The sequence below is a fragment of the Neoaquamicrobium sediminum genome (genome assembly GCF_040970315.1).
Classification (GTDB): domain Bacteria; phylum Pseudomonadota; class Alphaproteobacteria; order Rhizobiales; family Rhizobiaceae; genus Aerobium; species Aerobium sediminum.
This window is the reverse complement of record NZ_JAZHFV010000006.1, coordinates 162,728-174,532: the sequence shown is the minus strand read 5'-3', so window position 1 is coordinate 174,532 and position 11,805 is coordinate 162,728. Positions and strand designations below refer to the sequence as shown.

The following is an 11,805-nucleotide window of genomic DNA, read 5'->3' as shown; positions in this document are numbered from 1 at the left end:
GTCACGGCAGTCTCCTCCGCCCGGATAGTCCGGACGAAATTTCCGCTAGCACCAAAACCGGCGGTCCGCAATCGCAGATTCTCACGCGTGGTGACGAACTGTTCATCGCCCGGCGCATTTCCCGGAGGTGGGCACGTGCCTAGATTGGAAGGAACAAAGCAAGGAGCAATGCAATGGGACGTCTCGTCGACGGTATCTGGAAAGACGAATGGTACGACACGGGCAGCGACGGCAAGTTCAAGCGCTCCGAGTCCCAGTTCCGTGACTGGATTACGGTCGACGGCAAGCCGGCGGAAGGCCGCGAACGAGGTTTCAAGGCCGAGCCCGGACGCTATCACCTCTACGTTTCCTATGCCTGCCCATGGGCCCACCGCACACTTGTCTACCGCAAACTGAAGAAGCTCGAGGACGTGATCTCCGTCGACGTCGTGCATCATTTCATGGGTGAAAACGGCTGGACCTTCGTGGAGGAAGACGGTGCCACAGGCGACACGCTCTACGGCAGCGAGTTCCTGCACCAGATCTACACCCGGGCCGACCCGACCTATTCCGGCCGCGTGACGGTCCCGGTGCTGTGGGACAAGAAAGAACAGACGATCGTTTCCAACGAGTCGTCCGAAATCATCCGTATGCTCAATTCAGCCTTCGACGCGTGGGGCGACGCGTCGGTCGATCTCTCGCCGGCACATCTGCGGCGGGAGATCGACGCAGTCAACGACCGCGTCTATCCGGCGATCAACAACGGCGTCTACCGCGCGGGCTTCGCCACCACGCAGGGCGCTTACGAAGAAGCTTTCGACGAACTCTTCGACGCGCTCGACGATATGGAGCAGCGCCTCGCCCGCAGCCGCTATCTGGTCGGCGACAAGACAACGGAAGCGGACTGGCGGCTTTTCACGACCCTGATCCGCTTCGACGCGGTCTATTATTCGCACTTCAAGTGCAACCTCCGGCAGATCCGCGACTATCCGAACCTGTCGAACTATCTGCGCGATCTCTATCAGGTGCCGGGTATCGCCAGCACGGTCAACATGCTGCACATCAAGGCGCATTATTATGCGAGCCATGAAACCGTGAACCCGACGCGCATCGTGCCAAAGGGCCCGGAACTCGACTTCACCGCGCCGCACGACCGCAACCGGTTCAGGAAAGCAGCCTGAGGAGCCTGCCGGCGGCTACCAGTAGGCCGCCGTTGGTTCGCCTGCGAACAGCTCCGCAATGCGCCGGCGTGTCGCCGGCGTCGTTTCCTCCGGCAGGGCATCGATCGGGAAGAAGCCCGCTTCGGCGACTTCGGCATCCGGCTTCTTCGGCGCCGTCTGTCGATAATCCGTAATGAGATACACCGCGACATGATCGCGCCGGCTCGATTGTCTGTTGAAGTGAAGAGACTTCAGAACGGGCATCGAGAGCAGCTCGATATTGGCTTCTTCCACCAGTTCGCGCCCCAGCGATTCAAGCGCCGTCTCTCCAGCCTCCACGCCCCCGCCGGGAAAATGCCAGCCTGGCACATAGGTGTGGCGCACGAGGAAAACGGCATTGTTGCCGGCGTCATGGATGACCCCGCGTACCCCGAACGTCATCGGTCGGCGCAGCAGGAACCAGGCGTGAAAAAGCCGCCCACGCAAGCGTGCCCAAAAACGCTGGCGCATGAATGGAGGTTCGGCGTCGCTCACCGGCAAGCATCCCGAATATTTGGAGACAGGTGCGGCATCCCGGCGCGGCAGATCCGCTTTTCGCCGAAATGCGGTTCCCACCCTTCGCGCTCATGCTCTAAAGAATAAGGATGTTCAGGCTTGCACATCTTTCCGACATCCATCTCGGCCCCCTGCCCGACCTAGCCTATCGCGACCTCGTCTCCAAGCGGATAACGGGCTACATCAACTGGCGCCGCCATCGGCGCTCCAACCTGCACGAAGGCATCATCGACGCCATTGTCGCCGACCTCAAGGCTTCGGAACCCGACCACATCGCCGTCTCGGGAGACCTTATGAACCTCGCCCTGAGTGGCGAGGTCGAGCTCTCCCGCCTCTGGCTCGAGGCGCTGGGCGCACCTGACAAGGTGTCGGTTGTGCCCGGCAACCACGACGCCTACGTGCCCGGTGCGCTCGACAAGGCCTGCGCTGCCTGGGGTCCGTGGATGCATGGCGATGGCATGGAGGAGCCGGCCCGGCGCGGCGCGTTCCCTTTCATGCGCGTGCGTGGACCTGTCGCCGTGATCGGCGTCTCGTCGGCACGCGCGACCGCGCCGTTCATGGCAAGCGGCTTCTTCGGCGACGGCCAGGCGGAACGGCTGGGGCGACTGCTCGACGAGGCCGACGCCCAAGGCTTGTGCCGTGTCATCATCATCCATCATCCGCCGGTGCGCGGCGCAGACCCCGCTCACAAGCGGCTGCTCGGCATCGGCCGCTTCCAGAAGGTGATGCGCAAGCATGGGGCGGAACTCGTGCTGCACGGTCATACGCACCTGCCGACCACGCACCGCATCGAGGGGCACAAGCGCGACATTCCTGTCGTGGGCGTTGCCGCGGCCGGCCAGGCGCCGAAGGGCAAGCGCCCGCCCGGGCAGTACAATCTGTTCGAGATCGGCGGCGATGCCGGAACGTGGCGCATAGCCCTGACGCGCAGGGGACTTTCGGACGACGGTACGAAGGTCCAGACGATCAAGACCGAGTTGCTGGCGGAGTAGCGCGCTCCCCGCATCCAAAGTCAGAAAGAACGCCCCAGCATATCCGCAACCTGCGGCCACGACAGCATCAGGATCACCGCCACGCCGACCAGCCCGCCGAGCAGGATGATACCGAGGCCGCGCAGGACGGACGAGCCCTTCTTTTCCTTGTCATTGTCCTGAGACACATAGAGGCGAGGGTCGAGCAGGGTCACCTCGCCTTCCAGCATCCGCCGTCGCTCGATGACCCGTTCGGCGATGTAGCGCGTAACCTGGTCCGCGACCTTGTTGATATCGCTCGACTCGGCAAGCACCACACGTCCCAGCCGCGTATCGCGCAGGAACCGGTAAGTGCGACGGTCACGCCCCATCGTCACATGGGCGACGGAATCGATCCACAGGCGCGGCTGTGCGCCGGCGGAGATGGCGAAGTCGAAGCGTTCGTCATCCTCGTCCACATCGGCGAAAACGGGTTTCAGATCCTCGGCCAGCAGTTCCAGCCGCGTGCGCTGCGCCTCACGAATGTCGACGACGACATCGTCACGGTCGGCGACCGCGTTCTTCACGTCGCGGATCGCCTCGGCAAGGCGGCTGCCCACCTTCTGGTGCTCGGCATTCATGTCCTCGACTGGCTCGCTCATCGGCCGGCCTCCAATGCTTGGTTAAGCAATCGTTAACACAGACAGTCGGCGAAATCACGGCGCAACCGATTTTGCGCACCGCTATCGCAGCCTTAAGTCGCCTCACTCGCGGAGGCCGGCCGTACGACGGATGATTGTCAGCATCTCGTCGGGTGCTTCGTCGGGCAGCATATGGCCGATATCGGGAAACAGATGAACCGCGAAACGCCAGGGCAGCCCCTGTGCGTGTCGTGCGGGCAGCACGTTGTCGAGCCCGCCCCAGACGACGCTGACCGGCATGCGAAACGCTTCCAGCCGTTCCCTCGGAAGCAATCCCTGCCGGCCGTCCCGCACCAGTCCGGCCGCGATGGCGATCAGCTTCTCGCCGGCACCGGGTGCTGCGCGCGCGGCGAGCGTGTCGGCGATAACCGTATCGGAAACAGGCGACATCCAACCGTACATCGCCTCCATGCAGGGGCGCAGCTCAGCTTCGTCCCGTGCGGCCGCGTAGCGCGTCAGCAGGCGGTGGTTGATCTCGGGTCCGAAACCGCCCGGCGATAGCAATGTCAGCGAGGCGACCCGCGCAGGCTCCAGGATGCCCATCAGCGCGGCAACCGCGCCGCCCATCGAGTGGCCGACGAGATGAACGCGCTCCAGTCCGCGTGTGGCAAAATCCTCGAGCAGCGACTGCGCCGCGACTTTTGCCGATCCGGCTTCGGGATAGGCAAGCGAAGCACCATGGCCCGGCAGGTCATAGGCAAGGGTGGCCGCACCGTCCGCAAGACGCTCCTGAACATGCGTCCACGCCGCGTGGCTGCCGCCGAAGCCGTGCAGCAACGCGATCGTTTCACTGCCGCTGCCCAGTTCCCGCGCGAAAAGCGCCATGCTCCACCTCCCGGAATCAACAATTAAAGGAAGCGGACGTTTCCATGAACGCGGGTTCGGGTAAAGGTATCGTGGGCTAGCTTAGCTTGCGCCCATCAAACCGGCTGCCCTGAGCGTCTCGACCAACCGGTTTGTCAGGCTTTCCGGATAGTTGCCCTTGCGGAAAAATGCCTCGGGATTGGCCGCGAATGCGGAATTGCCGGCGCGAAGCCGACCCAGGAGTGCGTCCACTTTCTCCCTGTCGCCGAGTTCGTAGGCAACCACGAGCCGCGCTGCGAGGTAGTGGGCTCGGTCGCTCGACGCCAGCGGGCTAACCGCGCTGGAGGCGGCTTCCATCTCGCCAAGCATGAAGCGCCCCAGGAACAGGCCATAATCCCACCAGGTCGGATGCGCGCTGGCTGCCATCACCGCGCGATGCAGGATGGGCGTGCCGGCTGCATAGTCGCCCGCGAAGATCAGGGCGTAGCCGTAGGATGCGGCCATGCTGAGATCGAACTCGTTCAGTGCGTAGGCTTTGTGAACCCAACGCATTGCCTCGGACAGGTTGGCGGTGCGCGACAGCACATAGCCCATCGCCCTGTGGGCCGACGGGCTGCTGGGCGCGAGCTGTACGGCGCGGCGCGCGTAGTCGAGCGCCTGCTGCTCCGATGCCTGTTCGGGATAGTCATATCGATTGACGATGCTCTGCATGTGCAACGCCGCCAGTTCCGCATAGATCAGGGCGGACGAAACCCGCGCGTTCCTGAGATCTTCGAAACACTCGTAGGCGGTGCGATGGGCATCGGCCTGCTGGTCGCGGTAGAAGGCCTCGTTGAGCGTCAGGCATCGCGCCAGCGGTGTTTCGGCCCGGTTCTCCGCAAGATCGGCATACAACACACCGGATACGGAGGCGACCGTCGTCAGCAGGTCGGCGACGATATCCTCGATTGCCCGCTGATCGCGATCGGCAATTGCAAGATTGCGCGACAAGACCACCTTGCCGTTGGAGACGTTTTGCAGTTCGACATGCACCTCGCCCGGCGTCGAGGCTTGCCCGATCAGAAACAGGAAGTCGGTCCGGCGAACCTTGCCGCTCTCACCCGGCTGCATCGGCGGCGCGATGACATGCACCGTGTCGAAACCACTGAGACCGCGCCGCACCGCCGCGGCAATCCTCTCCCCGCCGTAGTCGCCCGCTTCAACGCTCATGTAGACCGACGGCAAAAGGTCGCCAGGCACGGAACCCGTCGTATCGCTAAACCCGAACGGTGCGGCGGCGCGCTGGACGCCTTGAACGTCCGCACTTCCTGGTGATGGAGGTGCGAAACTGCGGTAGCCAGCCACCCCGCCCAGAACCGCGAGCAGAAGAAGACCGATCGCGAGAAACGGCAAGGCTCGCCGGTTGGCCGTCTTGCCGACATCGTTCTGTTCGGGTGTCGCCGCACTTGCCACGCAGGCTACGGTGGAATCCGCTACATGATATTCCGGCACGTAGCTGCCACGCGGCACCGATATACGCAGCGGGTCTGAAGCCCCGTCGCCTTCGTAATACTGTTGCAGTAGATCCCGCAGTCGCCCCGCCTGCACCCGAACCACGGTGTCGGTCGCCGGATCGAACTGGTCGTCCTTGTGGAAGACGTCGACCCCGATGGAGAACCCCTTGAGGCGATCCGCGTTGCCGGCGACATCCTGTTCCACCAGATAACGCAAGAGATCGCGCGCGCGCTCTGACCTGGCGAACACGTCGCTCGCAAGAATACGCTCCAGCGCGTCTCGAACCTGATCGGCGGGGGGCATGATACGCCGCAAGCTTCGGCCCTTTCCCTGGCAGAGAAAGCTAAGGGAGCCGTATCATACGCGCGATTTTGTCCCGAACAAAACCATAAGCAGTTGATAAAGTGCCACGTCGGCGCAACTGCTTGTCGCGCCGACGAAAAACTTTTGCAGTCGCTTGAGCCGCCGTAACGTCAGCCCACGATCCGGTTAGCCGCCGACACTACCGCCTCGAGCGAAGCCGCGACGATGTTGGTGTTGATTCCCGCACCGAAGATGCGCCCGCCCGGGTGCTCGACCTCCATGTAGCTGATCGCAGCCGCGTTCGAGCCACGCTGCATGGAATGCTCGGAATAGTCGAGGACCGAGAGCTCTACGCCGAGATGGCGCGAGAGCGCATCGACGAAACCGTCGATAGGCCCCGTGCCGGTTCCGGTTATCGTGACCTCCTTGCCGCCATCGACAATCACCGCCTCGACAACGCGCTGCCCCTTGCGCTCCGTGGCCGGGAAGGTCTGGTGATCGACGAATTTCAGCCGCGCGCCGGGCTGGTCGACATAGACCTCGAGGAACCGTTCGTGGATGCGCTTGGCAGGCACTTCCTTGCCCTCGGCGTCGCTGATCTGCTGGATGTCCTGGCTGAACTCCACCTGCAGGCCGCGCGGCAGATTGAGGCCGTAATCAGCCTGTAGCACATAAGCAATGCCGCCTTTGCCCGATTGCGAGTTGATGCGGATGATCGCCTCGTAGCTACGGCCCACGTCCTGCGGGTCGATCGGCAGATAGGGCACTTCCCATTGGGGTTTGTTGGCGGTCTTGATCGCCTTCATGCCCTTGTTGATCGCATCCTGGTGCGATCCCGAGAAGGCGGTGTAGACGAGCTCGCCGACGTAAGGGTGACGCTCGGGGATCTTCATCTGGTTCGAATATTCGAACACGTCCTTCATCCGGTTGATGTCGGTGCAGTCCAGTTCCGGATCGACGCCCTGCGTGTACATGTTCAGCGCCAGCGTCACGATATCGACGTTGCCGGTGCGCTCGCCATTGCCGAAGAGTGTGCCTTCCACGCGGTCGGCGCCTGCCATCAGGCCGAGCTCCGTCGCCGCGATGCCGGTGCCGCGATCGTTGTGCGGATGCAGCGAGACGATCAGGCTGTCGCGATTGTCGAGGTTGCGACACATCCATTCGATCTGGTCGGCGTAGATGTTGGGCGTCGCCATCTCCACGGTTGCCGGCAGATTGATGATCAGCTTGTTGTCCGGCGTCGGCTTCACGATCTCGGCGACCGCGTTGCAGATTTCCAGCGCTACCTCGAGCTCGGTTCCGGTGAAGCTTTCGGGCGAATACTCGAAGCGGTATCCACCACCGGCCTTGGCGGCCATGTCGGTGATCATCTTCGCCGCGTCGGTGGCAATCTGCTTGATGCCGGCAACATCCTTGGCGAACACAACGCGCCGCTGCAACTCACTGGTCGAGTTGTAGAAATGCACGATAGGCGTCTTCGCCCCCTCAAGTGCCTCGAAGGTCCGGCTGATCAGCTCTGGCCGGCACTGCACAAGCACCTGCAGATCGACATCGGCAGGCACGTTGCCTTCCTCGATGCACCAGCGGGCGAAGTCGAAATCGGTCTGTGATGCAGACGGGAAACCGATTTCGATCTCCTTGAAGCCCATGTCGAGCAGGAGCTGGAACATGCGCGCCTTGCGGTCGTGCCCCATCGGGTCGACCAGAGCCTGATTGCCGTCACGCAGGTCGACGGAACACCAGATCGGCGCCTTCTCGATGCGCCTGGCCGGCCAGGTACGGTCCTTGAGGTCGATCGCGGGATAGGGCTGGTACTTTACCGGGGCGTCGCCCATGCCCTTTCGCGAGGCATTGGGCGCGATGCGGCTTTGCTCGTTCATCGTCTTGTCTCCAGCGCCAGCCGGGCTTTCATTGCCACGGCGCGGGCGCGCTTCCATCTTTGTTTCGCAACTGGTTCGGCAAGGAGCTGGCGCCGGCGTCGGCAAATCGACCGCCGGGTGCTCCTTCAGCGAGCCCGGCGATCGCCGCTAAGGCCGAGAAGGAGAAGCGTGGAGAAGAGCGCGCGCACGGTCTCGCCCGCAAAAGCGGTCGAACGTGTCGTGTGAGAGGCGCTGCGCTTGGTCATGAGCGGTTCAATAGACGATGCCGTGCCGGCTGGCAAGTGTACGCGAGCAGCGTCTGCCCGCGCTCACACCCGACCGTTTCTGGGCAGGTGATTTCGATAGGGCCTGGCCGGGTCGACCTCGTCCCACGAGCCATCGAGGGCCGCGTAAACGCTCTCGGGATCGAAACCCATGTCGCGAATGACATGAACAGGAAGCCGCGACAGTTTCACGATCGTCCGCCGTTCCTCACGGTGAGCGAGCATCGCTTGCCAGCCCGCCTGCAATGTCCCGAGAAAGTCGTACCGCGCTCCACGAAAAGGCACGGGTCCCCGAAGCTCCATCACAGACATCTCAACACTCCACCGAATGAGCGCGCAAAATTGAACCGGTTCATCAGCCGTGCAGATCTGCGGTTTGAACCGGTTCAAAGATACGCCTTGCATTCCCGTGGTCAAGAATTATTTTGAACCGGTTCAAGTCCGCGCCGAAATCAAGGACTTGAGACCGAATTTGTGAGACGATTGCCCTGATGGGAAAACTGATACTCGACAAAAGCCCCAAACTGGCCGACGTCGCGAGCGCGGCGGGCGTTTCCAAGGGAACGGCTTCGAATGTCTTCAATCGGCCGGAAATCGTCAGCAAGGAGGTTCGCGAACGCGTCCTCGCGGCCGCCGCATCCATCGGCTATAGCGGACCCGATCCGAAGGGCCGCCTGCTGAGCGCCGGCAAGGTCAACGCGATCGGCGTCGCGACCGTCGAGCCGCTCGGCTATTTCTTCACCGACCCTTTCGCCCGCGTGCTCATGACCGGCATCACCGAGGCGTGCGACGCCAACGGCACCGGTATCTCGCTGGTCTCTGCGGCGAACGAGGATGAGCTGATCTGGAATGTCCGCAACGCGCTGGTGGACGGCTTCATCCTGTTCTGCCTGGAGGGTGCCGAGCGGCTCATCGACCTGTCGCGGGAACGTCAGTTGCCGTTCGTCGCGCTTGCCTTCGGACATCGCGACGAGACCATTTCGGTGGTTGCCGTCGACAATGTCGCGGGCGCCCGGGTCGCTGCCCGGCACATGGCGGAACTCGGCCATCGCGACTTCGCCATTCTGGCCATGGAGTTTCAGGAAGGCGGCTTTGGCCGCGCAACCGCAGAACGCATCTCAGGGTCGACATTCTCCGCCTCGGGCGACCGGGTGAAGGGCTATCTCGACGAGCTCGCAGGTTGGAACATCGACACATCGTCGATCCCGATCTTCGAGACGCTTGCAGACGAGGCGACCGTTCATCCGGCACTGGAGGACCTGTTTTCCTCACCCACACCGCCGACGGCCCTGCTCGCACAATCCGACCGCATCGCCTTCATTGCGATGGACTGGCTGCGCGCGCGGGGGATCTCCGTGCCCGGGGACGTCTCCGTCATCGGGTTCGATGGCGTTCCCGAATGCGAGCGGTCGACCCCTCCCCTCACTACCATCCAGCAGCCAATCGCCGAAATCGGCCGCCGCGCGGTAAAGGCCATTCTCGATCATGGACACGAGGTCTGGCGCGAGACCATGGACGTCCAACTCGCCATCCGCAACTCGACCGCGCCGCCGCCGGCCCAGCGTATGCGGTAGCCGGCCTACCGGACAGCAGGCAGCAAAGCGTCGGCTGAAATACGTCCGCCGCCGTAAACGACAAGCGCCAGCGCCATGGCCGCCCATGGCAGATGGAAGTTGGCCCAGCCATCGGGAATCGTGAGTTGTATGACGGCGGTCATCAGCAACACCCCGAACGCGGCAAAGCGTGTGAACAGGCCGGCCACGAGCAACACAGGAAAGACGATCTCGCCAAGAGACGAGCCCCATGCCGCAAGCGTCGGAAACGGAAAATCCAAAGCCTGCCCGAACAGATGCAGCTTGAATTCGTTCGCGAAAAGGTAGTTCACCGACGGTGACAGGCTCAGAAAGCCGTCCCATTTGGTAAGGCCCGACCGGAAGAAGGGAACCGCCAGCGCTATACGCAGGACCAGCAACGCCAGCGACGGCGGTATCGACGCGAGCAACGCATCAAAACGGTGCAGCAGACCGGTGCCGCGTTCCACCACGGTATTCATTAGAACGTCTCCTGGCTGTTGACTTGCAGTCCCGAAATAGCACCCAGCGAGATCAGACCCGCCAACGCCGCTCCAGGATTGAAATCGCTGCTGTGCCTACCTGCCTCTTCGGCGGCATCGCCGATCGTATCGCCGGCAAGCAGCGCGGTAATGAAGGGCGCGTCGACCGCGGGCAGGATCGATGCCTTAACCTCCGCTTCGGGGCGCGTGACAAGAACGGTTTGGGCCATCGCCGTTTGCACCGGCGCGACACGCTCTTGCTGGTGCGCAGCCCAGATCGAACCGATGGCATGGCTGGACGCAAGCAGACGCGTCGCCGGGTGCGCGATCAACCGCGTGTCGGGAAGCATCTCGGAAGCAACGGCCGCAAGGCTCTGCAACCCGATCGGGTCCACGTCAGCGGCATGGTAGGCTTCGCTCCACGCATATTCGAGGCGCGCAACATCGGCTAGATAGGCAAGCGAACCTGCCGGGGTGAAGCTGGCTATGAAGTCTGAGAAGCTGGCGCCGTAGCGGATCAGGACTGCGTCTTCCGGCTTGTGGACCGCCACATAAGCACGCGCCATGGCACGGAAGAACGTGTCCCCGACAATCCGGTAAACAACGGGAAAGGCCCGCACCAACGCCTCGACCAGGCTGACATGCACATTGTTGCGATAGACTGCGAAGCGGAGTTTGTCCGGCTGCCCGCGTGCACTCGTCAGGCCTTCCGGCAGCGGAAGTTCCGGGTCCGTCAGTGCAGCTGCAAAGCGGGCCTCGAGAGTGGCGTGTTGCATCATGCCACCCGACGGCCGATGTCCGGCAGACGCGCAAGTGCATCGTCGACCCGTTCGGCTTCCGCGCTCAGTGTCGGAAAGTCAGGAACGTCATTGTCCCACTCCACCAGCGTCGGGATTGGTCCCGTGCGGCCGAGCGCGAATTCATAGAGCGCGAACACGTCGTCATGCACGGTCGAAGCGTGCGCGTCGATTGCCAGTCGCTCGCCCGCTTCGTCAGCGGTCTCATCGTAGCCGGCAAGATGGATCTCGCCGACACGCTCGACGGGGAAACGGCGGATGTAGTCGTACGGATCCAGCCGGTGGTTGATCGCAGAGACCATCACATTGTTGACGTCGAGCAGCAGCCCACAACCGGTGCGCTCTGAAATCGTTCGCAGAAAGTCGATCTCATCGATCGTGCTTTCCTCGAAAAGCAGATAGGTCGACGGGTTCTCAAGCAGCATGCGCGTGCCGAGCGCTTCCTGTACCTGGTCGATGTGCGCGCAGATGCGATCCCGCGTTTCGTCTGTATAAGGCAAGGGCAGTAGGTCGTTGAAATAACCGCTTTCGTGCGTCGACCACGCAAGATGTTCGGAGAAGGATGCCGGGCGATAGCGCTCGATCAATTTTTTCAGGCGACCAAGATGCGTCTTGTCGAGTTCGCGGCTACCGCCGATCGACAGTCCAACGCCATGCAGGGACAGCGGATAGCGCTCCGCAATGGCCGAAAGGTAGCGATGCGGCGGACCGCCCTCGCCCATGTAGTTTTCCGCATGCACTTCGAAGAAGCCGATGTTCGGATTGCCGGAAAGTATGTCTCCATAGTGTTCGGGTTTGAGCCCGAGACCGGCACGTTGGGGCAAGGTGTTGAAGCGCGTCATCCTGGCTTCCTTCGTCATGCATTT

The 11,805-nt window shown here is 62.7% G+C and carries 12 protein-coding genes; 3 read left to right on the top strand and 9 right to left on the bottom strand.

Annotated elements, in window-relative coordinates; genetic code table 11:
* The first annotated feature begins 173 nt into the window (after positions 1-173).
* On the top strand, positions 174-1,160 hold the full coding sequence (locus V1479_RS17565) for a glutathione S-transferase family protein (protein WP_173192763.1): 987 nt from the start codon (positions 174-176) through the stop codon (positions 1,158-1,160).
* A 15-nt stretch (positions 1,161-1,175) separates the two neighbouring features.
* Here V1479_RS17565 and V1479_RS17560 read toward each other — a convergent pair whose 3' ends face one another.
* Positions 1,176-1,649 carry an NUDIX domain-containing protein gene (locus tag V1479_RS17560; protein WP_368804573.1) on the bottom strand — a complete coding sequence of 158 codons (474 nt, stop codon included), beginning with the start codon at positions 1,647-1,649 and terminating at the stop codon, positions 1,176-1,178.
* A gap of 134 nt (positions 1,650-1,783) precedes the next feature.
* On the opposite strand from V1479_RS17560, the gene V1479_RS17555 reads away from it, so the two are divergent.
* Positions 1,784-2,686 carry a metallophosphoesterase family protein gene (locus V1479_RS17555; RefSeq protein WP_368804089.1) on the top strand — a complete coding sequence of 301 codons (903 nt, stop codon included), beginning with the start codon at positions 1,784-1,786 and terminating at the stop codon, positions 2,684-2,686.
* 20 nt (positions 2,687-2,706) lie between these two features.
* Here V1479_RS17555 and V1479_RS17550 read toward each other — a convergent pair whose 3' ends face one another.
* From V1479_RS17550 to V1479_RS17530, 5 genes are all read right to left on the bottom strand, one after another.
* Positions 2,707-3,306, bottom strand: a complete 600-nt coding sequence (locus V1479_RS17550; protein ID WP_368804088.1) for a hypothetical protein — start codon at positions 3,304-3,306, stop codon at positions 2,707-2,709.
* A 102-nt stretch (positions 3,307-3,408) separates the two neighbouring features.
* Positions 3,409-4,170 (bottom strand): alpha/beta fold hydrolase, encoded by a 762-nt coding sequence (locus V1479_RS17545; protein WP_368804087.1) that lies wholly within the window; start codon positions 4,168-4,170, stop codon positions 3,409-3,411.
* An 81-nt stretch (positions 4,171-4,251) separates the two neighbouring features.
* Positions 4,252-5,946, bottom strand: a complete 1,695-nt coding sequence (locus V1479_RS17540) for a tetratricopeptide repeat protein (protein ID WP_368804086.1) — start codon at positions 5,944-5,946, stop codon at positions 4,252-4,254.
* 170 nt (positions 5,947-6,116) lie between these two features.
* A complete protein-coding gene (gene leuA, locus V1479_RS17535; RefSeq protein WP_368804572.1) occupies positions 6,117-7,781 on the bottom strand; it encodes a 2-isopropylmalate synthase in 1,665 nt (554 codons plus the stop codon).
* 353 nt (positions 7,782-8,134) lie between these two features.
* Positions 8,135-8,314 (bottom strand): hypothetical protein, encoded by a 180-nt coding sequence (locus tag V1479_RS17530; protein ID WP_368804085.1) that lies wholly within the window; start codon positions 8,312-8,314, stop codon positions 8,135-8,137.
* 266 nt (positions 8,315-8,580) lie between these two features.
* On the opposite strand from V1479_RS17530, the gene V1479_RS17525 reads away from it, so the two are divergent.
* The gene (locus V1479_RS17525; protein ID WP_368804084.1) at positions 8,581-9,663 is read left to right on the top strand and encodes a LacI family DNA-binding transcriptional regulator; all 1,083 of its coding nucleotides are present in this window, start codon (positions 8,581-8,583) and stop codon (positions 9,661-9,663) included.
* Positions 9,664-9,668: 5 nt separating this feature from the next.
* Here V1479_RS17525 and V1479_RS17520 read toward each other — a convergent pair whose 3' ends face one another.
* Genes V1479_RS17520 through bufB form a run of 3 tightly spaced genes read right to left on the bottom strand, consistent with a single transcriptional unit; the run spans position 9,669 to position 11,781 of the window.
* Positions 9,669-10,142 (bottom strand): DoxX family protein, encoded by a 474-nt coding sequence (locus tag V1479_RS17520; protein ID WP_368804083.1) that lies wholly within the window; start codon positions 10,140-10,142, stop codon positions 9,669-9,671.
* Positions 10,142-10,918 carry an HvfC/BufC N-terminal domain-containing protein gene (locus tag V1479_RS17515; protein WP_368804082.1) on the bottom strand — a complete coding sequence of 259 codons (777 nt, stop codon included), beginning with the start codon at positions 10,916-10,918 and terminating at the stop codon, positions 10,142-10,144. The genes V1479_RS17520 and V1479_RS17515 overlap by 1 nt, the downstream gene beginning before the upstream one ends.
* Positions 10,918-11,781 (bottom strand): MNIO family bufferin maturase, encoded by an 864-nt coding sequence (gene bufB / locus V1479_RS17510; protein WP_368804081.1) that lies wholly within the window; start codon positions 11,779-11,781, stop codon positions 10,918-10,920. Before bufB ends, V1479_RS17515 begins: the two co-directional genes overlap by 1 nt.
* Positions 11,782-11,805: the final 24 nt, after the last annotated feature.